At 70.5% G+C, this 26,325-nt stretch carries 24 protein-coding genes; 9 read left to right on the forward strand and 15 right to left on the reverse strand.

Annotation, left to right across the window (positions count from 1 at the left end):
- Position 1 precedes the first annotated feature (1 nt).
- The 5 genes from FHU39_RS08690 to xerD form a co-directional block, all read right to left on the reverse strand.
- Positions 2-910: a pseudouridine synthase gene (locus FHU39_RS08690; protein WP_183319981.1), complete on the reverse strand. Its 909-nt coding sequence runs from the start codon at positions 908-910 to the stop codon at positions 2-4.
- Positions 907-1,569 (reverse strand): SMC-Scp complex subunit ScpB, encoded by a 663-nt coding sequence (gene scpB / locus FHU39_RS08695; protein ID WP_183319982.1) that lies wholly within the window; start codon positions 1,567-1,569, stop codon positions 907-909. Before scpB ends, FHU39_RS08690 begins: the two co-directional genes overlap by 4 nt.
- Positions 1,569-2,549 carry a segregation and condensation protein A gene (locus tag FHU39_RS08700; RefSeq protein ID WP_183319983.1) on the reverse strand — a complete coding sequence of 327 codons (981 nt, stop codon included), beginning with the start codon at positions 2,547-2,549 and terminating at the stop codon, positions 1,569-1,571. Before FHU39_RS08700 ends, scpB begins: the two co-directional genes overlap by 1 nt.
- A gap of 2 nt (positions 2,550-2,551) precedes the next feature.
- A complete protein-coding gene (locus FHU39_RS08705; protein ID WP_343065788.1) occupies positions 2,552-3,406 on the reverse strand; it encodes a ParA family protein in 855 nt (284 codons plus the stop codon).
- A gap of 126 nt (positions 3,407-3,532) precedes the next feature.
- Positions 3,533-4,456 (reverse strand): site-specific tyrosine recombinase XerD, encoded by a 924-nt coding sequence (gene xerD / locus FHU39_RS08710; protein ID WP_246336460.1) that lies wholly within the window; start codon positions 4,454-4,456, stop codon positions 3,533-3,535.
- Between the two features lie 64 nt (positions 4,457-4,520).
- On the opposite strand from xerD, the gene FHU39_RS08715 reads away from it, so the two are divergent.
- Entirely contained in the window at positions 4,521-5,303 is a 783-nt protein-coding gene (locus FHU39_RS08715; RefSeq protein WP_183319984.1) for a PT domain-containing protein, read from the forward strand.
- A gap of 10 nt (positions 5,304-5,313) precedes the next feature.
- On the opposite strand, the gene hisS is transcribed toward FHU39_RS08715, so the two are convergent.
- Complete coding sequence (gene hisS / locus FHU39_RS08720) at positions 5,314-6,651, reverse strand: histidine--tRNA ligase (RefSeq protein ID WP_183319985.1); 1,338 nt, start codon at positions 6,649-6,651, stop codon at positions 5,314-5,316.
- A gap of 12 nt (positions 6,652-6,663) precedes the next feature.
- Positions 6,664-7,359 (reverse strand): MBL fold metallo-hydrolase, encoded by a 696-nt coding sequence (locus FHU39_RS08725; protein ID WP_183319986.1) that lies wholly within the window; start codon positions 7,357-7,359, stop codon positions 6,664-6,666.
- Positions 7,360-7,519: 160 nt separating this feature from the next.
- On the opposite strand from FHU39_RS08725, the gene FHU39_RS08730 reads away from it, so the two are divergent.
- From FHU39_RS08730 to FHU39_RS08740, 3 genes are all read left to right on the forward strand, one after another.
- Entirely contained in the window at positions 7,520-8,248 is a 729-nt protein-coding gene (locus FHU39_RS08730) for a peptidylprolyl isomerase (protein ID WP_246336188.1), read from the forward strand.
- A gap of 65 nt (positions 8,249-8,313) precedes the next feature.
- Positions 8,314-9,924 carry a DUF349 domain-containing protein gene (locus FHU39_RS08735; protein ID WP_246336189.1) on the forward strand — a complete coding sequence of 537 codons (1,611 nt, stop codon included), beginning with the start codon at positions 8,314-8,316 and terminating at the stop codon, positions 9,922-9,924.
- The gene (locus FHU39_RS08740; protein ID WP_183319988.1) at positions 9,921-11,279 is read left to right on the forward strand and encodes a M18 family aminopeptidase; all 1,359 of its coding nucleotides are present in this window, start codon (positions 9,921-9,923) and stop codon (positions 11,277-11,279) included. Before FHU39_RS08735 ends, FHU39_RS08740 begins: the two co-directional genes overlap by 4 nt.
- Here the strand turns inward: FHU39_RS08740 and FHU39_RS08745 are convergent.
- The 4 genes from FHU39_RS08745 to FHU39_RS08760 all read right to left on the reverse strand — a co-directional run bounded on the left by FHU39_RS08745 (position 11,180) and on the right by FHU39_RS08760 (position 16,369).
- A complete protein-coding gene (locus tag FHU39_RS08745) occupies positions 11,180-13,600 on the reverse strand; it encodes a CHAT domain-containing protein (protein WP_183319989.1) in 2,421 nt (806 codons plus the stop codon). The two genes, FHU39_RS08740 and FHU39_RS08745, sit on opposite strands and share 100 nt — an antisense overlap.
- Positions 13,601-13,746: 146 nt before the next feature.
- A complete protein-coding gene (locus FHU39_RS08750; protein ID WP_183319990.1) occupies positions 13,747-14,229 on the reverse strand; it encodes a hypothetical protein in 483 nt (160 codons plus the stop codon).
- Entirely contained in the window at positions 14,226-14,816 is a 591-nt protein-coding gene (locus FHU39_RS08755; protein WP_343065789.1) for an RNA polymerase sigma factor, read from the reverse strand. The genes FHU39_RS08750 and FHU39_RS08755 overlap by 4 nt, the downstream gene beginning before the upstream one ends.
- Positions 14,813-16,369, reverse strand: coding sequence for a S8/S53 family peptidase (locus FHU39_RS08760; protein WP_183319991.1), 1,557 nt, complete (start codon positions 16,367-16,369; stop codon positions 14,813-14,815). Before FHU39_RS08760 ends, FHU39_RS08755 begins: the two co-directional genes overlap by 4 nt.
- Positions 16,370-16,633: 264 nt before the next feature.
- On the opposite strand from FHU39_RS08760, the gene FHU39_RS08765 reads away from it, so the two are divergent.
- Genes FHU39_RS08765 through FHU39_RS08780 form a run of 4 tightly spaced genes read left to right on the forward strand, consistent with a single transcriptional unit; the run spans position 16,634 to position 21,084 of the window.
- A complete protein-coding gene (locus FHU39_RS08765) occupies positions 16,634-18,010 on the forward strand; it encodes a chymotrypsin family serine protease (protein ID WP_183319992.1) in 1,377 nt (458 codons plus the stop codon).
- Between the two features lies 1 nt (position 18,011).
- On the forward strand, positions 18,012-18,929 hold the full coding sequence (locus tag FHU39_RS08770) for a phosphotransferase family protein (RefSeq protein WP_183319993.1): 918 nt from the start codon (positions 18,012-18,014) through the stop codon (positions 18,927-18,929).
- On the forward strand, positions 18,926-19,810 hold the full coding sequence (locus tag FHU39_RS08775; protein ID WP_183319994.1) for a T3SS effector HopA1 family protein: 885 nt from the start codon (positions 18,926-18,928) through the stop codon (positions 19,808-19,810). The genes FHU39_RS08770 and FHU39_RS08775 overlap by 4 nt, the downstream gene beginning before the upstream one ends.
- Positions 19,807-21,084 carry a lanthionine synthetase LanC family protein gene (locus FHU39_RS08780; protein WP_183319995.1) on the forward strand — a complete coding sequence of 426 codons (1,278 nt, stop codon included), beginning with the start codon at positions 19,807-19,809 and terminating at the stop codon, positions 21,082-21,084. Before FHU39_RS08775 ends, FHU39_RS08780 begins: the two co-directional genes overlap by 4 nt.
- 12 nt (positions 21,085-21,096) lie before the next feature.
- Here the strand turns inward: FHU39_RS08780 and FHU39_RS08785 are convergent, their stop codons facing one another.
- Together FHU39_RS08785 and FHU39_RS08790 are read right to left on the reverse strand one after the other, a co-directional pair.
- On the reverse strand, positions 21,097-21,525 hold the full coding sequence (locus tag FHU39_RS08785) for a hypothetical protein (RefSeq protein ID WP_183319996.1): 429 nt from the start codon (positions 21,523-21,525) through the stop codon (positions 21,097-21,099).
- A gap of 66 nt (positions 21,526-21,591) precedes the next feature.
- Positions 21,592-22,179 (reverse strand): hypothetical protein, encoded by a 588-nt coding sequence (locus FHU39_RS08790; RefSeq protein WP_183319997.1) that lies wholly within the window; start codon positions 22,177-22,179, stop codon positions 21,592-21,594.
- A 242-nt stretch (positions 22,180-22,421) separates the two neighbouring features.
- Between FHU39_RS08790 and FHU39_RS08795 the strand changes: the two genes are divergently transcribed.
- Positions 22,422-23,297: a DUF559 domain-containing protein gene (locus FHU39_RS08795; RefSeq protein ID WP_183319998.1), complete on the forward strand. Its 876-nt coding sequence runs from the start codon at positions 22,422-22,424 to the stop codon at positions 23,295-23,297.
- Positions 23,298-23,416: 119 nt separating this feature from the next.
- Here FHU39_RS08795 and FHU39_RS08800 read toward each other — a convergent pair whose 3' ends face one another.
- Both FHU39_RS08800 and FHU39_RS08805 read right to left on the reverse strand, forming a co-directional pair.
- On the reverse strand, positions 23,417-25,729 hold the full coding sequence (locus tag FHU39_RS08800) for a RelA/SpoT family protein (RefSeq protein WP_183319999.1): 2,313 nt from the start codon (positions 25,727-25,729) through the stop codon (positions 23,417-23,419).
- 56 nt (positions 25,730-25,785) lie between these two features.
- A complete protein-coding gene (locus tag FHU39_RS08805; protein ID WP_183320000.1) occupies positions 25,786-26,322 on the reverse strand; it encodes an adenine phosphoribosyltransferase in 537 nt (178 codons plus the stop codon).
- Positions 26,323-26,325 lie beyond the last annotated feature (3 nt).

A 26,325-nucleotide genomic window follows, 5' to 3' on the forward strand; every position in this document is an offset into this window, starting at 1 on the left:
CTCACAGCCCCGCCGCCTTGTAGAGCCCCGCGACCTCCTGACGGGTGAGCGGACGCATCTTGCCGGGGCGCAGCTCACCGAGATGGACCGGCCCGACATCGGTGCGCGACAACGACTCGACCGGGTGACCGACCGCTTCGAGCATGCGCCGCACGATGTGCTTGCGGCCCTCGTGCAGCACGACCTCGACCAGCGCCCAGCCCGGGGTGGAGTCGACCACCTTGAACGAGTCGACCGCGACCTTGCCGTCGTCCAGCTCGACGCCCTCGCGCAACTGCTTGCCCAGTGCCCGCGGCACCGGCCCGGGGATCATCGCGACATACGTCTTCGGGACGCCGTAGGACGGGTGCTGCAGCCGGTTGGCCAGCTCGCCGTCGTTGGTGAGCAACAGCAGCCCCTCGGTGTCCACGTCGAGCCGGCCGACGTGGAAGAGGCGCTCCTTGTGGTGCACCACGTAGTCGCCGACCGAGGGCCGATCCATCTCGTCGTGCATGGTCGACACGACACCGAGCGGCTTGTTGAAGGCGAGGTAGACGCGCGACTCGTCCAGCTGGATGTGCTCGCCGTCGACGTGCACCGTCTGCCGCAGCGGGTCGATCCGCACCCCGAGCTCTTTCACGACGTTGCCGTCCACCGAGACCCGGCCCTGCCGGATCAGGTCCTCACACACCCGCCGGCTGCCGACGCCGGCGGCCGCCAGCAGCTTCTGCAGCCGCACTCCGTCCGGGTCGTGCACGTCCACGTATGGCGTGTTCGGTGTCTTGGGTGCCGACTGCTGCGGGCGGCGTGCACCACCGCCGGAGCGGGTGCGCGCGGGCCGTCCCGCGCCGCCGGTCCGGCCGCCCTGGCCGCGATGCCCGCGCCGGCCGGCTCCGCCGCCGGATTGATTGCTTCTTCTGTTGCCTGTCATCCGTGTCCCTGCGCAATGAGTTCGTCCACCACATCTGCATCGGGCAGGTATGGCGCCAGTGCCGGCAGCTCGTCGAGCGAGGAGAGCCCGAGTCGCTGCAGGAAATAGGGAGTCGTCCCGTACAGCATCGCACCCTGCTCCCCCTCGGAGCCGACCTCCACGATGAGCCCGCGGGTCAGCAGGGTCCGCACGACACCGTCGACGTTGACCCCGCGGACCGCACTGATCCGGGACCGGGAGATCGGCTGCCGGTACGCGATCACCGCCAGCGTCTCCAGGGAGGCCTGGGTGAGCTTGGCCTGTTGCCCGTCCAACAGGAACTTCTCGACCGCGGGCGCGTAGTCCGGGCGGCTGTAGACCCGCCAGCCCTCGTTGATGCAACGCAGCGTGAATCCCCGCTGTTGCTCGGCGTATTCGCGCTCCAGGTCCTCGATGATCTCGGTGACCTCGGGCTCGGGCAGTTCGAGTGCGGTCGCGAGTTCGGCCGCGGTCACCGGCTGATCGACCACCATCAGCACCGCTTCGATGGCGCTGCGCGCGCCACCGGGCATCGTGTCGAGGTTCAGGACTGCTTCCTCCGGGGCCGCAGCCTGCTCCTCCGCGGTCGCCTCGCCGGCGTCGTCGACGTCCGGTTCGGTCGGTGGTTGTTCGGCGCTCATCACATCTCCTCCGTGCCGTCGTCGGTGTCGTTCGCCGGGTCACCGTCAGCGGGCGTGTCGTGGTCGAGTTCGTCGAACTCCGCGCTCACCTCGACGTTTCCACGATCGTCACCGGTCCAGTGCACCATCAGCTCCCCCAGCGCCTCCGGCTGCTCCATCGTGATCGCCGACTCCTTGTAGAGCTCCAGCAACGCCAGGAAACGAGCCACGATCACCAGGGTCGAGTCCGCATCCGACACCAGCGACCGGAAACTGGCCTGACGCCGGTCCCGCAACTCGCCGATCACGATCGCCGCCTGCTCGCGCACGCTCACCGCCGGGGCGTGCAGGTGGGTCAAACCCACCGTGGGTTCCGGCCGCGGCGTCATCGCGGTGGCGGCGATGCGAGCCAGCTGGTCGGGTGTGACATTCATGATCAGCTCGGGCAGCAGCTTCGCGAAACGCTCCTCCAACCCGGCCTGCCGAGCCGTCATACGACCCGCCGACGCCATCCGCTCCGCGAAGTCGGCGGAGACTTCCTTGAATGCGCGGTACTGCAGCAGCCGCGCGAACAGCAGGTCCCGCGCCTCGATCAGCGCGAGGTCGTCGTCGTCATCGGCCCGCAGGTCCGGCAGCAGCCGAGCAGCCTTGATGTCCAACAGGGTTGCCGCGATCAGCACGAACTCCGACGCCTGCCCCAGGTCCCAGTCGGCCTGCTGCTCCTGGGCATTCCGGATGTGCGCGATGAACTCGTCGGTGACCTTGGCCAACGCGATCTCGGTCACGTCCAGCTTGTGCTTGGAGATCAGCCCGAGCAGCAGCTCGAACGGTCCCGAGAACACGTCCAGGTGCACCTCGAACGGAGAGGACGCCGCACGGCGGGTGAGGACACCGCCGGGAACCGCGTCGACCGGCGATGCCACTCCGCCGGGTTCGGGCGGCCGGCTCGCGTCAGTGTCCGGCTCCACCTGATCGGAAGGAGCGCGGTCGGTGACATCCATGGTCAGGCCGCGTCGCCGCGGGCCACCAGCTCGCGCGCCAGTTGCCGATACGCCTCGGCCGCACCGTGGCCGGATGCATAGGTGGTGATGGGTTCCGCCGCCAGGCTCGCGTCCGGGAACTTGACCGTGCGGCTGATGACGGTGTGGAACACCTTGTCGCCGAAATGCCCCACGACGGAGCGGATCACGTCGCGGCTGTGCAGCGTGCGCCCGTCATACATCGTCGCGAGGATGCCGTCGATCTCCAGCCTGGGGTTGAGCCGGTCGGTGACCTTGTCGATCGTCTCGACCAGCAGTGCGACACCGCGCATCGCGAAGAACTCGCACTCCAGCGGGATCAGCACACCGTGCGCGGCGGTCAGCGCGTTGACCGTGAGCAGGCCGAGCGACGGCTGGCAGTCGATCAGGATGACGTCGTACTCGTCGACGACCGGGCGGAGCACGCGGGCGAGCACCATCTCGCGGGCCACCTCACCCACCAGCTGCACCTCGGCGGCCGACAGGTCGATGTTGGCGGGCAACACGTCGAGGTTGGCGTCGGCGGTGTGCTGGATGACGTCGTGGATGTCGTCGTCGCGCGACACCAGCAGGTTGTAGATCGTCGTGTCCAGCTCGTGCGCGCGGATGCCCAGGCCGACCGACAGCGCACCCTGCGGGTCGAAGTCGACCAGCAGCACCTTGCGGCCGTATTCGGCCAGGGCCGCCCCGAGGTTGATGGTGCTGGTGGTCTTGCCCACGCCACCCTTCTGGTTGCACATCGCGATGATGCGGGCCGGCCCGTGGCTCTTCAGCTCCGCGGGCTTGGGAAAGGTGGGCAGCGGACGTCCTGTCGGCCCGACCTGCTCCTTCGAACTCACTGCGCGCTCCCGTAACTCGTTCGGCCTCTCGGCGATCGCGGTCAAACCTAATACATCCGACCGTCCCGGCGGGATGGGAGGCTCGCCGCGGTGACCATTCGCCGTACCCGGTCCCGGGTGACGGCGTCAGGTGGCGCGGGGGTGCGACGTGGCGAACACCTCACGCAGCTGTTGCACGGTGACCATCGTGTAGATCTGGGTCGTCGTCACCGAGGCGTGCCCCAGCAGTTCCTGCACCACCCGCACATCGGCGCCGCCGTCCAGCAGGTGCGTCGCGAACGAGTGCCGCAGCGTGTGCGGGCTGAGGTGTCCGGGCAGGTCGGCACGTGCGGCCGCGGCCTGGATGATGTTCCACGCCGACTGCCGGGACAGCCGCCCGCCGCGCTGGTTCAGGAAGATCGCCGGTGTCCCCGTGCCCTTGGTCGCGAGCGCCGGGCGCGCCCGGGTGAGGTATGCCGTGAGCGCCTCCGCGGCATACCGGCCCAGCGGCAGCACCCGCTCCTTGCCGCCCTTGCCGAGCACCCGGACGGTCGCCGACTCGAAGTCCAGGTCGTCCACGTCGAGGCTGACCGCTTCGCTGACCCGGGCGCCGATGCCGTACAGCAGCTCGAGCAGCGCCCGGTCCCGCAGCGAGGCGGGGGTGTCCCCGACACTCGCGGCCGCGAGCAGCCGCTCGACCTGGTCCAGCGGGATCGCCTTCGGCAGCCGGCGCGGCGGCTTCGGCGGGGAGACCGCCGCCGCGGCGTCGATCCGGGCGTCCCCTTCGAGCGTCAGGAACCGGTGGAAACCGCGCACCGCGACCATGGTCCGCGCCGCCGAGGACGCCGCGAGCGGCTGGTGGTCGGCGTCTCCTTCGCGCAGCGTCGCGAGGAAGTCGGTGATGTCGCCTTCGGTCACCCGGTCCGCGGTGTCGATGCCCCTGCCGGCGAGATGCTCGGCATACCGTCGCAGATCACGCTCGTAGGCACGCAGCGTGTGCGGCGACGCCCCGCGCTCGACGCGCAGGTGGTCCAGCCAACCACGCATCGATCGCTCCAGTGGGGTCACCATTGCCACGGAACGACACTCTCACGCGCGTCGTCTGCACTGACGTGAAGGGGCAAGGAGGACACCGGTGAAGCTGTATGCCGAGCGCCGGTCGCGCGCGCTGCGACAAGTGGGATGGGACGTACTGACCGTCGGCTGGATCGCGGCGTGGGTCTGGCTCGGCCTGCACGTGCACTCGCAGGTGTCCGGGTCGCAGGACGGCGCCCGCAACATCGAGCGCAGCGGCGGCGACCTGGCCCGACACCTGCACAACGCGGCGCAGATCCTGTCCCACACCCCGCTGATCGGCGGCAAGGTCCGCAAACCCATCGACAAGTCGGCCGACGCCGCGACCAGCCTGCAGCACGCCGGCGGACAACTCGCCGACAACCTGGGCAAACTCGGCGCGGCGATCGGCTTCGAGGTCGCGCTGGTCCCGGTGCTGGTGGCCGTCTTCGGCTGGTTGTTCCTGCGTGTCGGCTACGCCCGCCGCGCCGGCCGCGCCACGGTCCTGGCGCGGCAGCCCGGCGGCGCCGACCTGTTGGCACTGGACGCGTTGACCCGGCTGCCGGCCGGTCTGCTCGCCGACGTCGACCCGCGGCCGGTCGAGAAGTGGCGGGCCGGCGACGAGGAGACGATCACCGCGCTGGCAGACACCTACCTCGGCCACCTCGGGCTCAAACCGACCCGGCCAACCGCACCCGACGACCCACGAACCGACAGGCCCACAAACGCACCCGACGACCCACGAACCGACAGACCCACAAACGCACCCGACGACCCACGAACCGACAGGCCCACAAACGCACCCACCGGCTCAGAACGATCGGCGAAATCCGCCGAAATTAGTGAGCCTGCGGGTGAGATGTGAGCCTGTCGGTTCAGGGGGTTTCCGGGAGGACCAGTGACGGGCGCAGGTCGTCGGCCGGCGGCTGCCAGGAGGCGGCGTCGGCGGGCTGCTGGTCGCCGCTGCGGATGTCTTTCACCTGATCGCCGTCGGCACCGGTGAACCACACGAACGGGATACCCCGGCGGTCGGCGAACTGGATCTGCTTACCGAACTTGGCCGCCTTCGGCGCCACCAGCGTCGGTATGCCGCGCGCCCGCAACGCCGTCGCCACCCGCATCGAGTCGCGGCGCGAGTCCTCGTCGTTCACGGCGACCAGGACCGTCACCGGGGTCTCGCGGGAGGCGGTCAGGCCCTCCTCGGTGATCAGCTTGCCGAGCAGCCGGGACACGCCGATCGAGATGCCGACGCCCGGGAAGGTCCGCTTCCCGTCGCTCGCGAGGGCGTCATACCGCCCGCCGGAGCAGATCGAGCCGTAGCCGGGGTCGCGCACGAGCATCGTCTCGTAGACGGTGCCGGTGTAGTAGTCCAGGCCGCGGGCGATCCGCAGGTCGGCGACCGCGACACCGGGTGCGTGCTCGTTCGCGACCTCGATGATCCCCGCGAGCTTGGCCAGACCCTCGTCGAGCATCTCGTGCTCCACCCCGAGGGCGCGCACCTGATCGACGAAACCGGTGTCGTTCGAACGGATCTCGGCCAGTGCCAGGCACTGTTTCGCCTGTTCCTCGGTGCAGCCCGCCTCGAGCAGCAGCTTGCGCACACCGTCCGCGCCGATCTTGTCCAGTTTGTCGACGATGCGCAGCGTGCCGGTCACGTCCTCGATGCCGAGCCCGCGGTAGAAGCCCTCACAGATCTTCCGGTCGTTGACGTGGATGTGGTACTCCCCGATCGGCAACCGGGAGAACACATCCGCGACGACGAGCAGCAGCTCCGCCTCGTAGTGGTCGGGCAGCGACCCGACGTCGATGATGTCGACGTCGGCCTGGATGAACTCGCGGTAGCGGCCGCGCTGCGGGCGCTCCCCGCGCCAGGCCGGCTGGATCTGGTAGCGGCGGAACGGGAAGGTGAGCTTGCCGGAGTTCTCCAGCACGTACCGCGCGAACGGGACCGTCAGGTCGAAGTGCAGCCCCATGGACGTGTCGCCGGCGTCATCGGGGCCCGCCGCGAGCCGGCGCACACCGTAGATCTCCTTGTCGGCGTCCTCGCCCTGTCCGGCCAGACGCTCGACGGTCTCCATCGCCCGGGTGTTGATCGAGGCGAAGCCGTGCAGTTCGAACACCTCGCGGATCGTGTCCAGCACGACGAGTTCGGCGATGCGGTCGGCCGGGAGCCATTCCTGGAAGCCACTGATCGGGGTGACCTTGGTTGCCATGTGTGGATGTTCCTAAAGATTCTGGAGATACGGGTTGGTGGCGCGTTCGCGCGCCATGGTGGAGCCGGGGCCGTGCCCGGGCAGGACGAGGGCCGTGTCGGGCAACGACAGCACGACGTCGCGCAACGACCGGGTCATCGCCGCGCCGTCGCCACCGGGCAGGTCGGTCCGCCCGATCGAGCCGGCGAACAGCGTGTCACCGGTCAGCTGTGTCGAGGTCACCTCGGCCTCCGCGGGTAGTCCGTCGGGGACCTGCTCCATGCCGAAGAGCACCGAGCCTTCGGTGTGTCCGGGTGTATGTCGCACGTCGAACGTCATACCGGCAAGCTCCAGCGTCTCGTGGTTGCGGATCTCGACCACGTCGGTGGGCTCGCTCCACGTCGGTGCTTTGCCGAACTGCTGCTCGAACATCCCGACCAGCTGCGGGCCGAGGGAGCCGATCGGGTCCTTCAGCCGGTACCGGTCCTCCCCATGGATGTATGCCGCGGTGGTGCCGGCGCACACCGGGGTCACGGAGTAGACGTGGTCCACGTGCCCGTGTGTGAGGAGCACTGCCGCCGGCCGCAGCCGCAGCTCGGCGAGGGCGTCACGCAGGGTGTCGACGACCCCGATGCCCGGGTCGACGATGACGCACTCCTCGCCCTGGCCGGGCGCGAGCACGTAGCAGTTGGTGCCGAAGATGGTGGCGGGGAACGACGCGGTGAGCACCCGTCGAGCCTATCGGGGCCGGGTGGAGGTCACGACGACGTATCGGCCGCCGACTATCCGGTGGAAATCCAGACGGGACCGCATAGACTGGCGGACGTTTGCCCGACCCCTGTACCTTGCGCGCATCCGCCGGAGGGACAACACCGAGGAGATCCGACCCTTGCGTCTGAACCGGACACGGTCCGTCCTGGGGGTCGCCTGCCTCCTCTCGGTGGTCGGCCTCAGCGCGTGCGGGTCGAGCACCGCGAACCCGGGTGGCAGCGGCACCGGCGCGGCCTCGACGTCGGCCACCCTCGGCGTGGTCGGGACCTCACTGCACTGTGCGAAGCCACCCGCGCCGGCGGCGTCCGCGCCGCAGCTGCAACTGCCGTCCAAGAGGACGGCACAGGGCAAGACATTCACTGCCGTGCTGCAGACCTCCTGTGGCAACGTCACCTTCGAGTTGTATGGCGACAAGGCGCCGCAGACCGTGGCGTCCTTCCTCCAGCTCGCCAAGAGCTACTGGGACGACAGTCCGTGTCACCGGTTGACCACGCAGGGCATCTACGTCCTGCAGTGCGGCGATCCCACCGGCACCGGCACGGGTTCCACCGGCTACGGCTTCGGCATCGAGAACGCCCCCGAGAACGGCGACTACCCGGCGGGCACCGTCGCGATGGCTCGCGGCGACGACCCGGACAGCAACGGCGGCCAGTTCTTCATCGTCTACAAGGACACCCAGTTGCCCACCAACACCGGCGGCTACTCCATCTTCGGCAAGGTCGTCGACGGCATGGACATCGTCAACGCGGTGGCCAAGACGGGCACCAACAGCTCGACGGGCGACGGCGCCCCGACCCAACCGATCAGCATCCTCAAGGTCACCGTCACGGAGAAGAAGAAGGCATGAGCGAGCGCAGCGAGCGACCCATGGGACCAGGCGAAGGATCGGACCCGACGAAGGAGGGGACGATCATGAGCGAGCAACACAGCATGTCACCTGAGAACCCGCAGCCCACGGACGAGTCCGCCGAGGCGGTGCCCCAGGTGGAGACGACCGAGGAACGTCCGGACCCGGCACCGGAGCAGGTCGCGCCCGAACCCGCTGCGCCGGCGGCGCCGGAGGAGCAGCAGAGCGCGGCGGAGACCGGGACGCCGGCGCCGGCCGCGGCGGCACCGTCACCGACACCGGCCTCGCCGGCCCCGTCGCCCGCGTCGATCAAGCCGCACCCGCCCACCGCGCCGGTGCCGCACCCGCCGACGACTCCGACGCCGCACCCGCCGGTGGCTCCGGTGACCCCGCAGGCCCCCGCTCCGGCGCCCACGGTCGCCAGCAACTCGGCCTCGTTCGGGCGGGTGGCCGAGGACGGCACCGTCTTCGTGCGCACGCCGGACGGCGACCGCGAGGTGGGTTCGTACCCGGAGGCCACGCCCGAGGAGGCCCTCGCCTACTTCGCGCGCAAGTACGACGAACTCGCCGCTGCCGCCGGTCTGCTGCTGCAGCGAGTGGTGCAGACCGACCTGTCGGCGCACGACGGGCAGGAGGCCCTGCGTGCCCTGCGCGAGCAGGTCGGCAGCGCGCACGTCGTCGGCGATCTCGCCCAACTGGACGCCACGGTCGAGCAGATCGCGACCGCCCTGAAGGCGAAGGCTCAAGTTGAGGGTGAGGCTCGCGCCGCCGCCCGGGCGGAGGCTGCCGAGCAGCGGGAGGCCCTGGTCGCCGAGGCGGAACAGATCGCCGCGCAGCCGACCCAGAAGATCCAGTGGAAGTCCAGCACCGCGCGGATGCGCGCCCTGCTCGACGAGTGGAAGACCCAGCAGCGCTCCGGGGCCAAACTCGACAAACCCACCGAGAACGCCCTGTGGCAGCGGTTCAGCCACGCCCGCAACGGGTTCGACAAGACGCGCCGGGCCCATTTCGCCCGCCTCGACGAGGAGCACGCCGCGGTCAAGGCGCGCAAGGAGCGGCTCATCACCGAGGCCGAGCACCTCGCCGCCTCCAAGGACTGGGGTCCCACCGCGTCCGCGTTCAAGCGGCTGATGGGTGACTGGCGCCAGGCGGGCCGCGCGTCCCGGCAGGACGACGACAAGCTCTGGGCCCGGTTCAAGGCGGCGCAGGATGCGTTCTTCGCGGCCAAGGACGAGGTGGTCGCCGAGGAGAACAAGCAGTTCGAGGCCAACCTGGAGGTCAAGGAGCAACTGCTCAAGGAGGCTCAGGCGCTGCTGCCGGTCAAGAACCTGGGTGCCGCCAAGGCTGCGCTGCACAGCATCCAGGACCGGTGGGACGCCGCCGGCAAGGTGCCGCGCAAGGACCTGTCCCGCATCGAGCAGGCGATGCGCAAGGTCGAGCAGGCGGTGCGCGACGCCGAGGACTCCAAGTGGAAGAAGACCGACCCCGAGTTGGCCGCCCGTGCCCAGTCGATGGTCGACCAACTGGAGAAGGCCGTCGCTGACCTCGAAGCGGACCTCGCGAAGGCCCGGGAGAGCGGCAACGACAAGAAGGCGAAGGAACTCGAGGATTCGCTGCAGGCGCGCCGTGCCTGGCTGGCACAGGCGCGCGGCGGCCTGGAGGACTCCAACAAGTGACGGGCGCCCCAGCGACGAACGCGGCGCCCGACGTCGGTAGCGGCCTGATCGACTACCTCGCCGCATCGCCGACCCCGTTCCACGCGTGCGCCGAGTCCGCGCGGCTGCTCGGCGGCGCCGGCTTCCGCCGGCTGGACGAGCGCGACGAGTGGCCGACGGAGCCCGGCGGCTACTTCCTGATCCGCGGCGGGTCCCTGCTGGCCTGGTCGACCCGGCACTCCGCCGGGGCGACCACCCCGATCCGGCTGGTCGGGGCGCACACCGACTCGCCGAACTTCCGCATCAAGCCACAGCCGGACGTCGCCCGGGCCGGCTGGCAGCTGCTCGGTGTCGAGCCGTACGGCGGGATCATCGCGCCCAGTTGGATGGACCGCGACCTCGGAGTGGCCGGACGCGCCGCGGTCCGCGACGGCCACGGCGTCGCTGAACGGCTGTTCGTGGTGGACGAGCCGATCCTCCGTATCTCCCGGCTCGCCATACACCTCGACCGGTCGGCCCGCGAGGGCGAGCAACTGAACCCGCAGCAGCACCTGGTGCCGCACTGGGGTCTCGGTGACACACCGGGTGACTTCCGGGCCTACCTGGCGCAGCGGCTCGGGGTCGCGACCGGCGACCTGCTCGCCTGGGACGCGATGACCTACGACCTGCAGCCCGCGGCGTTCTTCGGCCGCGAGCAGGAGTTCATCGCCGGCGCACGGATGGACAACCTGGCCACCTCGTATGCCGGGACGCTGGCCCTGATCCGGGCACACGAGTCGGCGCCGGGCACTGCGACGACGCAGGTGCTCGCGCTGTTCGACCACGAGGAGATCGGCTCGGTCTCCGAGCGCGGCGCCCAGTCCGCGCTGCTGATGACCACGCTGGAGCGCATCACACGCACCCTCGGCGGTGACCGCGAGGCGATGCATCGAGCCCTGGCCGGCAGCGTGATCGCCTCCGGAGACATGGCACACGCGACGCACCCGAACTACGCCGACCGGCACGAGCCGCAGCATCAGATCGCGATGAACGGCGGCCCGGTGCTGAAGATCAACACCAACCTGCGGTACGCGACCGATTCCGTTGGTGCCGCGGCATTCTCACTTGCGTGCGAGCAGGCCGACGTGCCGGTGCAACGCTTCGTCGTGCGCTCGGACCTGCCGTGCGGTTCGACCGTCGGCCCGATCACGTCGGCGCTGACCGGCGTCACCACGGTGGACTTCGGCGCACCGACCCTGTCGATGCACTCGGTCCGCGAGCTGGTCGGCAGGGACGATCAGCGGATGTATGCCGACGCGCTCACCGCGTTCCTCTCCCCCGCCGGCGTGGCGGATTCTTCCGGTGCGCCGCGCACCGCCGTCCAGTCCGCGCCGTAGACGTTGAAGATCGCCGCGCCGCGGTGGTCCGCCCGTGCCGCGCGCAGGCTCTGCGCCGCGCTGAGGCCGGCAGCCAGCCCCTGGTGGTAGCCGCCCATGATCTCGGCGGCCTGCGCGTCGTTCACCGGTCCCGCCGCCGCGACCACACTGCGCACCCCCAGGCCGAGCAGCGCCGCGGCCAGCCCCAACGGCTCGTCGCCCGGACCGATCCGCGACCTGCCCAGATCGCACGCGGACAACACCACGTGCTGCGGCATCCGTCCGACACCGGTCAGCTCGTGGGCGAAGAGCGGGCCGTCCTGCAGCTCCAGCCGGGAGAACAGCGGGCTCTGCTGTGCGTGGACCCCGTGTGCGGCCACGTGGACCAGGTCGTTCGACCGGAACGCCTCGAGCAGGTCGACGGTGGTCGCCCCTGGATGACCGGTGACGGCGAGGCCGGTGGCGCGCCATACCCGCTCGACCTGCTCGATCTCGGCCGGGCCGTGTGCGATCCGGGGTCCCAGGAAGAACGCGGCGGAACCTGCCCGTGTCTCCTGGTCGCGGATCGAACACCATCTGGAGACCGAGGGCACCATCACCACCGAGCGCTCGGAGAGGCTCGGCAGCATGCTCCAGGGCAACGAGCCCAGCTCCGGCGTGGGCACGATCAGCACCGAATCGGTGCGTGGCTCCAGGTCGCCGGGTAGCAGCAGCGTGTCTAGCCGCTCGAGGGTGCGGGCGACCCCCCGGTCGATCGCCGCCCCGAGTGCACCGCCGGGTTCGGTGTGCGCGCGAACCCGCAGGTCCGCCTCCAGGCGTTCGGCGAGCCCCTTCGCCACGCGCGTGTCACCCAGTCGCCGCACCGCGGACCCGCCCGGACCGCAGCTGAGCAGATGGATCGTGTCCGCGTCCCAGAAGTAGTAGAGCAACGTCGTGCCGGCGGCGTCGAGTTGCGCGCGCAGGCCGCGGTAGGACACCGGCGCCAACCCGACGGCCGAGTCCGACGCACCGGCCGACCACAACCGTCGGCCGAGCTGGGCCTCCAGGGCAGCGATGTCGGCACGGCGGTCCGCCCGGTCGTCGCCGGCCTGCACGTCGTGACGCAGCTGCCGCAGACGGGACGCCAACGAAGCCACCCTCGGGTCCGGGTGCGGGTGGACCGCGGGCAGCCGCTGCGATGCGGCCCGCCACCGCTCGACCGCCCGGAACACCTCGGCGGGGTCACCGCGGCGCATCGCCCGGGACACGTTGAAGTCAGCGAGGCGGGCACCGTGGACAGCCACCGCCGCACGCGTCTCCAGACTGGCAACCGATCCCTGCATCCGAGCCAGCTTCCGTGCCGCTGAACGAAACTCACGCTCGGTGCCGGCGGTGTCCCCGGCGTCCGCGGCGATCCGCGCGCGCAGCAGATGCTCGTGCATCACCGTGTCGATCCCGTCCGCGGGAGCTCCGGCCAGTTCGTCGAGCAGTCCCGCCGCCTCCACCAGGTCGCCGCTTCCGATCAGCAGCTCGGCGGTGAGACGGGTCGCGGTCCGGCCGGCCGCGGTCCGGGTGTCGACCAGTTCCGGGCGCGGCGCGGCCCTCGTCCGTCCGCGGGCAAGGTCCACCGCGGTCGCCATCAGGTCGGCGTGCGCGGCGAGCCGCTCGTCGCCGTACGAACGGAAGGCGCGCACGGCGGCCGCCGCACTGCGCGCAGCACCCGTGACGTTTCCGGCGAGCAGCTGGGCACCCACCAGGTCCAACAGGATGTTGCCCTCGTCCAGTCGCAGGTGGCGACCCCGGGCGCTGCGCAGCGCCAGCCGTAACAGTTCCTGGGCCGGGTCCACCAGACCGACCTCGAGCAACGCCGTGGCGATGTCACGCCGGGACTGCAGCCGGTCCACCCGCACCGGCAGCTCGTCCGCCTCCTGCATGATCCGGATGGCCTCGGGCAGGTGACCCACGAAGAACTCCAGGCAGCCCAGGTTGTGCCGGGCCTTGAAGACGACTTCCGGCCAATCCTGTTGCAGCGCAAGCCTGAGCGCCGCACGCAGATCCCGTCGGCCGGCTGCCGGCCGACGCAGCGTGATGCTGGCAAGACCACGGTTGAGCAGCACCGCGAGCACCTCGGCAGGCGCACGCAGATCATCCTCGTGCACCTGGTCCAGCGCCGCGAGCCCCGCCTCCCAGTCCCCCCGATACATGGCGATCGTGCCCTCCTGCACGAACGCCAGCGCCACGACGTACCGCGAGTCCGCAGCCCGCGCCGCACGGCGCGCCTCCCCCAGTGTCCGGCGGGCCGCGTCCGGTCCGCCGACGTGCAGATCCGCGAGCGCCCTGGTCACCAGCACCCGCCCCAGCATCTCGGTCTCCTGCGTGTCGCCCGAGACCAGCCGGTCGACGACCTCCGTGAGCCTGGCCCGGGACGCGGACCACTGACCCAGGGTGTTCAGTCGTCGGGCCTGGGCGAGTTCGCGCTCGGCATACGAGGTGGTGATCCGGGGTCCTCTCAGATCTGGATCGGCGGGGTGATCAGCGGCTGCGGTCGCGGTTCCGTGGTCTGCTGAATCACCAAGTGCACCAACCCCGCTCGGGAGAAGTCGACCTCGAAACGGCCGTCCTCGTCGAGGGTCGCGTCGACCTGGCCGTCCGGACCGTGCACCTGGACGGTGACCTCGGTCGTGCTCAGCCAGCCGGTGATGCGGCGGCGTGGTCTGCGCTCGGAGTCGAGGGTGAGCAGCACCGTCACCTCGTCGCCGTTGAAGGTCACCGTCGTGATCGGTTCGTATGACGCCCGCACCCCGACGGGGGTCGGCTCCAGCAACTCGGCGACCTGCGCGCCGAGCGCCTCGACGGTGAGGGCGAACTTCACCCGCTCGAGGAGCCCGGCAGGCACCGGGTCGTTGGCGGCGACGATGCCACCCAGGGAGCGCAGGATCCGCTCGTCTGCTGCGTCCAGCGGCTGTCCTGCCAGTTCGTCGATGTCGCTCATCGCGCGCCCTCCCATCCGCGATCGGTTTCCAGGAACGCCCGCAGCTTCGCCAGGCAACGCCCCCGGGTCGGGCCGATGCTGCCCACCGAGACACCCATCGCCGCCGCCAGGCCTGCGTAATCCGGCCGATCGCCGGTCGCGACCACGCGCAACAGCGCCTGGCAGCGCGGTGACAGCCGCTGGAAGTGCCGCCAGAGGGTGTGCTCGGAGTCCGACCGCAGCACCATCGCCTCGGGGCCGTCCTCCGCGGGTGCCACCCGATCGGTGGAGTCGTCGTCCGCCTGGACCCGCGTCGACCGGCGCGCCTCCGCCCACGCCCGGCGACGGGTGCTGACCAGCAGCCACTGCAACACCGCCTGCGCGTCGGCGATCCGGTCCGCCTGGCGGTAGAGCGTCAGCCACACCTCCTGGACCACATCCTCCGCGGTGGCTGCGTCGAGACCCGCGGCCCGGGCCGCGTGCCACATCACCGGGGTGACGGCATCGACGAGGCGGCCCATCGCGAGGTCGTCACCGCCGCGGTAGTCGCGGAAGCAGCGGGCGGCCCGGTCGGCCAGACCGTCCCGGCGGGAGCCGACCGCCGTCACGACGGATCACCCAGACACGACTGGACCGCCGCCGTGAGGCGGTGCCGACGGCTGTCGTCGTCCGGCCCCGCGTTGGAGCCGAGGGCGGCGGCGATGTCCCCTGCGAGCGCGGGCGCCGCGAACGACGTGCCGCTCCAGATGCCGAAACCGGCCGAGTAGTCGTCCATGTCGACCGACGCACGGGCCGGCAGGCTTCCGCCGTTGGTCGAGAGGGTGGCACGTGCCGCTGCGTTGAAGGTGATCGGCATCGTGCTCACGACGTTGGTCGCCGCCCGGTAGGCGGTGACCCAGGAGCCGGTGTTGGAGTACACCGACACCAGCGCCTGTCCCGGGTCCGTGGCGCCGACGGCGGCCAGCGGCACGCTGCCGCCGCCACCCGCGGCCAGGCCGGCCGGGAAGAACGGCGTCGTCGTCGCGTCGTTGCCCGCGGCCGCGACGACACTGACCCCGGCGTCCCCGAACGCCTTGAGGATCGCCGCCAGGGCGCTGCCGTGCACCACCGCGTCCGGCGATTCGGCGTAGTAGCCCATCGACAGCGAGAGCACGTCGATCGGTCGGGCGTCGGTGTGTCCGCCGCAGGCGAGCAGGTGGTAGACGTACAGGTCGGTAAGGGCGGCCAGCAGATCGGTCTCGTCGGCGGTGCCGTCGCCATACATCACCGGGGCGCTGATCAGCGACGCCGTCGGGCAGTGCTGCCGGACGATGCCGGCCACGAACGTGCCGTGCCCGGCGAGCGGGTCGAGCGTCCCGTTGACCCGGTCGAGGGTGACACCGCTCTGTTCGGTGTCGTCGGCCGGCGCGAACCGCAACCCGATGGGTTGGCCGCCGAGGCTGGGATTGCGGTCGGTGCTGTGGGTGAACCAGGTGTGCTCACCGATCCCGGTGTCCAGCAACGCCACGACCGGTCCGTCGCTGTTGTCGACGCCGTCGGCCGGATCGGGCGCGGCCCAGCTGACCGGGGCACGCGACGCCCCGGCCGCCTCAGCCCCCACGCCCTGCAGGTAGCCAACCCCTTGGAGGTACCCGACCCCCTGGAGATAGCCGACACCCTGCAGGTAACCGACGCCTTGGAGGTATCCGACACCCTGCAGGTAGCCGGCAACGGTCATGATGTGGCTCAAACCGGCCGGTATGCCGGCATCGCGGGCTCGCAGCACCCACTGGGCGGCATCCACCGGTCGCGGATCGGCACTGGTCGGCACCAGGCGCAGGACGGTCGGGGCCACCGCCCGGATGCGTTCGTCCAGCCCGAGTTCGCGGTAGTTGCGCTCCCCCGTGGTCTGTGACCTGACCACCACGACCCGCGCGCGGTCACCGACCAACTCCTGGACCAGCTTCACCGCCGAGTCGGCGCTGCGCTCGGAGGAGCCAGGGACCACGATCCGGTCGCCGACGTACAGGGTCGGCGAAGCGGGCCGACCGTCGTCCCCGACCGGCCACTGGTCGGGATCGAGCAGACGCGCGGAGAAGCGCGCGGCGGCCGAGGCCGGAATGGGCACCACGGGCGAAACCGATTGTGCCGTGGACGAATCAGCGCGGGCGCCATCATTCATGGTGTCTCCTTGAGACCGCGGGACCCGGTGCCTCCCAGTATGGCGCCGGGAGCCTTGGCCTGCCACCGGTTCCTGGGGTTCGGGTAGGTGTCGACATCCTGCAGGAGGCCCGGATCGCCCCGGTGATACATCCGGCATCAAGAGTTTCTGTCGGCGTCCGGCGCGCGACGACTGCGCAGGTCCCACGTATCACCACCGGCCGCGCCGCCTCCTTCTGGTCAGACGAGCTCGAGACACGGGCACGACGACGGGAAGGAGACTCCCATGGCTGACGAGCGTGCACAGGCACGGGCACAGATCCGCGGCGTCAAGCAGGCGGCCGAGGCGGACCTGCTGGCGAAGAAGAACGTCATCGGCGTCGACATCGCCGACAAGGAGACCGACGGGAAGAACACCGGTCAACTGTCGATCGTCGTCTTCGTCGAGGAGAAGCAGGCGAACTCGAAACTGTCCGCGGCCGATCGGGTCCCCAAGGAGATCGACGGTGTGCCGACGGATGTGCAGCAGATGAAGGTCGTGCTGCAGGGGCCGGCCATGGAGGCGGTCACGCAGCTGACCCCGGAGGTCGACACCACCGTGTATGCCACGCTGCACGGCGGCATCTCGATGGGCCCGCTGCGCAGCGTCCACCTCGCGCCGCCGGACGTGCCGACCGAGGGTGACTACATCTTCGCCGGCACGCTCGGCGCGATGGTCCGTGATCGCAGCAACGGCGCCACGATGGCGCTGACCAACTTCCACGTGGCCTGTGTCAACAACACGTGGTCGGTGGGTGACCGGATGGTCCAACCGTCGCTGCTGGACGGCGGGTCCAGCGCCAACCAGTTCGGCAGCCTGACCCGGGCGACCCTGTCCGACGACGTGGACGGAGCGGTCGTCACCATCGACTCCGGGAAGGCGACCAGCGCGACCGTTCAGGACATCGGGGACGTCGCGGGTCACACGGCGGCGACGGTCGGCACCGCGGTGCGAAAGCGTGGTCGCACCACCGAGCTCACCTACGGCTCGATCGTCTCCACGGACTTCACGGTCTCGATCGACTACGGCAGCGATGTGGGCAACCGGACGCTGCACCACCAGGTCCGCATCCAGACCGACACCAGCAAGTCGGCCAGGTTCTCCGACCACGGCGACTCGGGTTCGGTGGTCATGGACGACAACCGCAACGTCGTCGGACTGCTGTTCGCCGGATCCGACGACGGCACCTGGACGTTCGCCAACCCGATCCAGTCGGTGCTCGACGAACTCAACGTCGACCTGATGGTCGCTCCGGTGGTCACCCGGCCGATCATCGCCTGCCTGAACACCAGGTTGGCGGTGTGCAACCTCACCCGGACGACCACCTGCGTGCTGACCCGCGCACCGGGGTGCAACCTGACCCGCACCGTCGTGTGCACCGTCACCCGTCCGACGACCTGTCTGGTGACTCGACCGAGCGCCTGTCTGCTGTCCCGGACGACCTGCACCCTCACCCGTTCCGGCTGCAACATCCCCGTCCCGGGACCCGGGCCGGTGGAGGGCGGTCAGTACGACGACGGGCACGGGTACGGGTCGACGGACGAGGTTCCCGAGGAGTTCTGGGCGGGCTACCTCGCCGCGCTGGAAGAGATCGACGAGCTCGACCAGGCGGAGCAGGACTGAGATGACCGGCACACCGGAGATCCTGTCCCTCGCCGTACGGGCAGGTCTGCTCAGCGGCGGCGATGCGATCTCCGGCGCCGCGCACGTGGTGCCCGTGCCCCGGACCAACGGGGTGCACTGCGTGCAACGACGTGGGCGACCGATCGCCTACTGCAAGCAGCCGGGGGTGGCGAGCCTGCTCGACGGTGACGACGTCGTCGGTGCCGAGCGGTTCGCGCTGACCCGGTTGCATGCCCTGGGTCTGACACCACCGTTGATTCCTCACGGGGGGTCAACGGTGGTGTGGACCGGTGTGGCGGCCGGGCGGGACCTGCTGACGATGTCCTTCGGGGGGACGTCGTCCGCTCGGCTGGCCGAGTCGCTCGGCCGGATGCTCGCCCGGCTGCACACCGCACCGATCGACGGCTCGGTCACCGGTGCGCGGCCGCCCTGGCCGTTGCTGCCCGAACCCTTGCCGTCGATGACGACGCACCCGGCGAGCCACGACCGTGACGCGGTGCTCGCGAGCTGGCGCGAACCAGCCGTCCTTGCCGCATTGCGGCCGTTGGCGACGGCATGGTCGCGGTGCGCCGCCTGGACGCACGGTGACCTGTCCGCCACCAACCTGGTCGTCGACGACCGGGGCGAGGTGACCCTCATCGATCTGGAGTCGGCCGGCCGTGGTGACCCCTGCTGGGACGTCGTCACCCTCGAGCAGACCCTCACCTCGGTCGGTCTCCCGGCGGAGCCGTTCCGGCAGGTGTATGTCGCCTCCGGTGGTCCCGGCGCGCCGTACTCCCCTGCCTGGCGTGCCGTGCGCGCGCTCGTCACCGCGTGGCAGCACGCTGCACAACCGGACACCGACAACCAGCCCATCGTCGAGGAACTGCTCCTCGACGCCCGACGGAATGCTGTTCTGGCGCAGGAGGATTCGCCATGACCTGGGACAAACGCACCACTGACGAGTTGCGAGCGGCCCATCACGTGCTCACGGTGATGGCGGACGCGGACGACGTCGCCATGACGCTCTACGAGCACTGGTGGGCGGCGCCCCGCCCGGGCGGCACCAAACCCGGCCGCTGGGACCCACCCGTCGGTTGGGCGCTGCGTGCGGCACATTCCGGCGGACTGGAGTGGTCGCCCGAGGCATGGCCGACGGTCGCCGTCGGCGCCTACGGCGCTGCGGTCGTGTCCGACCAGACCAGGCGCCGGGCGCTCGGCCGTGGCGACTACCTCACCGTCGGCGGCGGCGCCGGCCTCGCCCCGGTCGTGGGCTCACTGCTGCGCATCACCCGCAGACGGGGTGGACACGAGGAGCAAGGGTGGTGGCGCACCTGGGGAGACGCCTGGCAGCAGGACGAGACGCCCCGCGACCTGTCCAGGGTCTACCTCGCGCCGCGGCGGGTGGAACTGGCCCGGCTGGTGCACGAGATCACCCGCGTGGTCCCCCGGGTCACCGATCAGTGGGCGCTCAAGGTCGCCACCGATCCGGTGGCGCTGGACCGGGCCGATGCCGTGGTGCTCTACCTGCCCGACAGGTGCCGGGAGGACGTCTTCGAGGTGCTGCACAGCGCCTGCGTCGAGCACGTGCGCAACGCAACACCACCGTTCACCGAGGTGCTGGCACCGGGCATCGCGTGGAGCGAGGACCCCGGCGACGGGCGCAGCTTCGGCGAGGTCCGCTGCGCGTGGCTGGCGGAGGCCTACTGGCGGGCCGACGCCCGGTGCGCCGCCTTCTCCGACGTCGTGGCCGAGGTCTTCGACGAGCACGGGGTCGACCAGCACGCACCGCACCTGCGCGCGATCGGAGTGCTGGCATGAGCACTCTTGCGAACCCGGCACAGGCCGCGCCCAGCGACGCCGCCGACATCGCTGACCGCCTGCGTGACAGTGTCACCGCGTGCCTGAACCTGTTGCAGGACACCGTGATCGAGTCCGCGGACCAGGTGAGCTGGCCGACCTGGGTGCTGGGCGATGCGGGCACTCCGGAGCGATGCACCGCCGGCCGGTCTTCGGTGTACGACGGCGACGCCGGCATCGGGTGGACGCTGCAGCGCATCGGATCAGCGGTCGGCCGGCCAGATGTGTCGGCGCTCGGCCGGCGGGCGGCCCGCGCGGTACGCCACCGTCCGTCACTGCCCGGCGTCGGTCTGCTCGCGGGTCGCAGCGGCATCGCGCTGCTCGACTCAGCTGCGGAACTGCCTGGAGCACAAGGCGATCCGGCACGGCTGCTGGCAGCCGTGCCGAGCAACGACCTGACCGACGGGCTCGCCGGCGTGCTGTTGGCGCACAGCCGGTCTCCGCAGGGTTCGGCCGAGTTGGCCACCGCACTCGTCGACGCCCTGTGGTGGCGCTCCGAGCGGCAACTGTGGGGACGCGGCTGGCCGGATCCCGCACAGGACGGTGACGAGGCACGACCCCTGTGCGGTATGGCGCACGGCGCCAGCGGGATCGCCTGGTCACTTGCCGAAGCTGCCCGGCGCTGGCCGGCGCTGGCTGAGTCCGCGCTGTCACTCGCGGCCGAGGCACTGCGCTTCGAGTCCAGCTGGTCCGACCCGCTGCACGGTGGCTGGCCGGACCTGCGGGGGGCCCAACCGGTGTGGGCGGCTCGCTGGTGTCACGGCGCGGCCGGTGCGGCCGCTGTCCGGCTGCGGCTGCTCGAACTGTCCGCGCTCGGCCTGGTGGCCCCGTGGTCCGGGGAAACCATCCGCGCCGAGCTCGAGGTCGCGGTCCAGGCCTGCGGGGCCGAGGTCTGGCGCGAGCGCGAGGCCTGGGCCGCGTACGGCGCGGACGCACTCGGCGAGGGCTGGACGCTGTGCCACGGGGTGGGCGCAACGGCCGCCGTGCTCGATCTGGCCGCGTCCGCGCTCGACGAGCCACAGCACCGTGACCTCGCGCTGGACGCCGCGCGAGACTTCCTCGACACCGCAGGTGACGACCCCGCGGCGTGGCCGTGCGGCCTGCACGGCGCCGACGGGGATCTCGCGCTTTTCAACGGGATCGCCGGGACCGCAGCGCTGTTCGCCGATCTCGCAGGCATCACCGGTCCCGGATCCGGTGCAGGCACCGACGGACCCGTCGTGCTGCTCGGCTGATATGGGAGCGGCTCAGCTCGCCCGCGAGCCGAGCAGGTCGTCCGGGGTGAACACCTGCACCCGGCCACGAGTGGCGAGGTGGATCGGCCAGCGCGGGTGCTGATCGCGCACGGCGGCGGTGAGCGCGACCGCCCACCGCCGGTCCCCCTCGGTCATCTGCTCGCGGCCCGGTCTGGAGATCAGCATCGGGACCTGCGCCACGCCGGTCTCCTCCCGCAGCCGGCCGATCAGGTCGCCGATCGCGCGCACGTCACGTGCGTCGGGCAGCATCGGGATGTCGTCGATGGGCATCAGGAACTCCGATTGCTGCCCCCGGTCGTCCAGGAAGATCAGCCACAGGCTCCGGCGGCCGAAACCGCCGTCGCCCATGAACATCCTCCAGCGCTCGAACAGGTCACGCTCGGTGCGGATCGGTGTGCATTGCTGTGGTGAAAGTGTCATGCCGCGAGAGCATGCCGCTGTCCGGCACACTCCCGCTGGCGTTGTCCACAGCCTCCAGCTCCGGCCTCAGCCGGTGACACCCACCTCGGTCGTCACCGGTGACGGCGTCGGCGGTTCGGACGTCGGGTTCGCGCCGGCGGCGCACAGTCGCGTCGCGCTCGTCGGTGCCGGGGACGACCCCGGCATCAGCCAGAAGATCGGGATGTACGGGTCGGAGTCGCCGGCTGAGGCGTCGTACCAGGTCACCTGCAGCTGGATCTGCGCGGACGTGTCAGGCAACGTCATCGGCACGGTCTTCGACGCCCCCGGAGCGAGGGTGAAGCCCTCGCGGCTCGTCTCGCCCTTGCGCCCATAACTGCCGAACGTGACTGACATCTGTGCGTTTTCGGACGTCGTGTTCTGGATGTGGAACACCGTGCTCCGGTATGCCGACCCGAGCACATCGGTGCACGCACCGGGTGTCGCCCACGCGTGTGGTTCGGCTTCGCCGGACGGACTGCCGGACGAGGTCGCGCTGCCGCCGGTCGAGCCGGACGTCGAGCTCGGTGCCGCGCTTCCGGTGGCAGAACTGTTCCCGGCCGTCGCGATGGCGCCCGAAGCCGCGAGTGCGCCGGCGATGCCCGCGATGGCGAGACGGCTGCGCAAGATGCCCATGATGATTCCCCCTTGGTTCCCCGAACGGCACGATGCCGTTCCCCGTACTTCCAAGGACGTCCCGAGCTGGTGCGAGGTTGTCTTGCGCGTCGGGGCAATGTCCGGCGCCCGGTCCCGCCGAGAGTGCAGTTGTGGTCGTTCTACCCGCGTCGGAACGACCACAACTGCACTCTCGGTGCGCCAGATCGCGGCCTGTGGATGACGCCCGGCAGCATCACCCCGAATCCGGGCACACTGCCCCGATGGTCCGCACCCCGTCACCGCTACCGGTGGAGCTCGGTACGTCGTTCACGACGCGCGAGGCGATCGCGCACGGCGTGACGCTGCGCCGCTTGCGGCACCGCGCACTGGCGACGCCGACACGCGGCCTGCGCCTCACGTCGGCCGACCCGGACCTGGTCGAACGTGCGGCAGCCCACCTGAAGGTGCTGCCGGCCCGGCGGTCGGCCTACTCGCACGCGACCGCGAGTGCGCTGCTCGGCCTGCCGGACCGCAAAGACCCACGGCTGCACGTGACTTTGCCGGACGGTGTCTTCGTCCGACGGCGCGGCATGGTGATGCATCGCGGGCTGCAACACCGCGAGATCTGGTCCGTCCACGACCTGCCGGTCGTCTCCCCGGTCGAGACCTGGTTGGACCTCGCACCTCTTCGCACACTCGAGGAGCTGGTGATCCTCGGGGACGCGATCCTGCAACACCAGCCGGACCTCGCGACCACCTTGCGGCATACCGTCGAGGCGCACAGCGGAGCGCGGGGCATCAGACGAGCCCGCGACGCGCTCGAGCTCGTCCGGCCCGGCGTGCTCTCCCCGCAGGAAACGTTGTGGCGGCTACGGTTCCGGGCTGCCGGCTACCCCGAGCCCGAGCTGAACGTGGAGGTCCGGGATCCGGCGGGCCGGTGGCTGGGCATCGGAGATTTCGTATGGCGCGAGCAGCGCCTCGTCGTGGAGTACGACGGTGATTACCACTTCACGGTCGAGCAGCGGCGTCACGACCAGGTCCGTCGACGCGCGATGCGCACCGGGGACTGGGCCGTGATCGAACTGAACGGCGCCGACAACGCCGACCCGCGGCCGGCGCTTCGCTCGATCGGCGCGGCGCTGGGCGTCCACCGGTGACCGGACACCCGGCGAGAGTGCAGTTGTGGTCGTTCCACCCGCGTCGGAACGACCACAACTGCACTCTCGGTGACGCGAAGCCGCCGGCCCCAGCGCGAGGCGTCCCCCGACTCCGGCGGTCAGGACTGGCTGGTCGCCGGCGCCTCGGTGCTGCGGTGCCCGGAGCCGGTGATGCGGTAGACGTCGAAGACGCCGTCGATCTTGCGGACCGCCTTGATGACGTGCTCCAGGTGGCTGGGGTCACCCATCTCGAAGGTGAACTTCGAGATCGCCACCCGGTTGCGGGTGGTCTGCACGGACGCCGACAGGATGTTGACGTGCTGGTCGGACAGCACCCGGGTGACATCGGACAGCAGCCGGTTGCGGTCCAGCGCCTCGACCTGCAACTGCACCAGGAAGACCGACGCGGCCGACGGCGACCACGCGACGTTGATCAGCCGCTCCGGCTGGGCCAGCAACTGCTCGGCGTTGGTGCAGTCGCGACGGTGCACGGACACGCCGTTGCCGGTCGTGACGAAACCGATGATGTCGTCGCCGGGCACCGGGGTACAGCACCGCGCCAGCTTCACCCACACGTCGTCGGTGCCGACCACGGTCACGCCCGGATCCGCGGCCGACGAACGGCGGTTGCGGCGCACCGGGTTGGTCGCCTCGGCGAGGTCCTCGGTGGTGCCCTCCTCGCCGCCGAGCATCGTGACCAGCTGCTTGACCACGTGGTCCGGTGAGACATGGCTGTCGCCGATGGCGGCATACAGGGCGTCGATGTCGTGATACTTCAGCTGCTCGGCCACCGCCGTCAGCGACTCGTGCGACATCAGCCGCTGGATGCCGAGGCCCTTCTTGCGGATCGTGCGGGCCAGTGCGTCCTTGCCGTTCTCGATGGCCTCCTCACGACGCTCCTTGGAGAACCACTGGCGGATCTTGTTGCGCGCCCGAGGGCTCTTGACGAAATTCAGCCAGTCACGGCTCGGCCCGGCGCCGTCCGCCTTGGAGGTCAGGATCTCGACGACGTCGCCGTTCTCCAGGCGGGACTCCAGCGGCACCAGCCGGCCGTTGACCCGGCCGCCGATGGTGTGGTGGCCGACCTCGGTGTGCACGGCATACGCGAAGTCCACCGGTGTCGACCCGGCCGGCAGCCCGATGACCGAACCCTTCGGGGTGAAGACGTAGACCTCCCGCGACCCGACGTCGAACCGCAGCGACTCCAGGAACTCCCCCGGGTCGGCGGTCTCCCGCTGCCAGTCCAGCAGCTGCCGCAGCCAGGTCATGTCGTTGACCGGGCCGGTGTCGCTGTCGGGGTCGCCGCCCTTCTTGGCGTCCTCCTTGTACTTCCAGTGCGCCGCGACACCGTATTCGGCGCGGCGGTGCATCGCGAAGGTGCGGATCTGGATCTCCACCGGCTTGCCCTGCGGCCCCATAACCGTCGTGTGCAACGACTGGTACATGTTGAACTTCGGCATCGCGATGTAGTCCTTGAACCGCCCGGGCAGGGGGCTCCACCGCGAGTGGATCGTGCCGAGCACGGCGTAACAGTCGCGCACCGACTCCACCAGCACCCGGATCGCGACGAGGTCGTAGATGTCCTCGAAGTCGCGGCCGCGCACGATCATCTTCTGGTAGACGGAGTAGTAGTGCTTGGGCCGGCCGGTGACGGTCGCCTTGATCTTGGCGGACCGCAGGTCGGCGGTGACCTGCTCCCGGACGCCGCGCAGGTACTCCTCGCGGGCCGGCGCACGGTCGGCCACCAGTCGGGCGATCTCGTCGTAGACCTTCGGATAGAGCGTGGCGAACGACAGGTCCTCCAGCTCCCACTTGATGGTGTTCATGCCGAGCCGGTGGGCCAGCGGGGCGTAGATCTCCAGCGTCTCGGTGGCCTTGCGCTGGGCGGACTCGGCCGACACATAGCGCCAGGTGCGCGCGTTGTGCAGCCGGTCGGCGAGCTTGATGACCAGCACCCGGATGTCCTTGGCCATCGCGATGACCATCTTGCGGACCGTCTCGGCCTGCGCGGCGTCGCCGTAGGTGACCTTGTCCAGTTTGGTGACACCGTCGACCAGCATGGCGATCTCGTCGCCGAACTCCTCGGTCAACTGCTGCAGGCTGTATGGCGTGTCCTCCACCGTGTCGTGCAGCAGCGCCGCGGCGAGCGTCGGTGGCGTCATACCCAGCTCGGCCAGGATCGTGGCGACGGCGAGCGGGTGGGTGATGTAGGGGTCGCCGGACTTGCGCAGTTGGCCGCGGTGGGCCGTCTCCGCGACCGAGTAGGCGCGGTCGATGACCGCCAGGTCGGCCTTCGGGTGCGTGGCGCGGACGATGGCGAGCAGCGGCTCGATCTCGCGGTTGGTGCTCGGGCGGGGAGCACCGAAGCGGACGAGCCGGGCACGCACCCGGGAGGCACCCGACGGATTGCTGGTGCGCTCGTCCTGGCTCATGAACCGAGTGTAGTGGCGCGAGCAGTGTGCTCCGGAAAGGTGGTCGTGAGGCGTGGTCAGTCGACCAAGATGGCGCGGACCTCGCGGCCGGGCAGCCGGTCGCGGCCACCCAGGAAGCTCAGCTCCAGCAGCATCTCCAGCCCGACCACCTGCGCGCCGGCGCCCTCCACCAGGTCGCAGGCGGCGGCCGCGGTGCCGCCGGTGGCGAGCACGTCGTCGACCAGGAGTACGCGATGGCCCGCGGTGAACGCGTCGGTGGTGACCTCGATGGTGGCGGTGCCGTACTCCAGGTCGTAGGAGCGGGCGTGGGTGTCACCCGGCAGCTTGCCCGCCTTGCGGATCGGGACGAACCCCAGACCCATCCGCAGCGCGAGCGGCGCGCCGATGATGAAGCCGCGGGCCTCGACCCCGGCCACGACGTCGACCTGACCGGCCCACCGGGCGGCGATGTCCGCCAGGACCACGTCGAAGGCGGCAGGGTCGCGGAACAACGGTGTCAGATCCTTGAACATCACACCGGGTTTGGGGAAGTCGGCGACCTCCCGGGTGTGCGCAGCGAGGATCCCGGCCGCGGTGGCCGACGCGGTGGTCACCGC

Origin of the sequence: Flexivirga oryzae (assembly GCF_014190805.1) — a bacterium.
Taxonomy (GTDB): domain Bacteria; phylum Actinomycetota; class Actinomycetes; order Actinomycetales; family Dermatophilaceae; genus Flexivirga; species Flexivirga oryzae.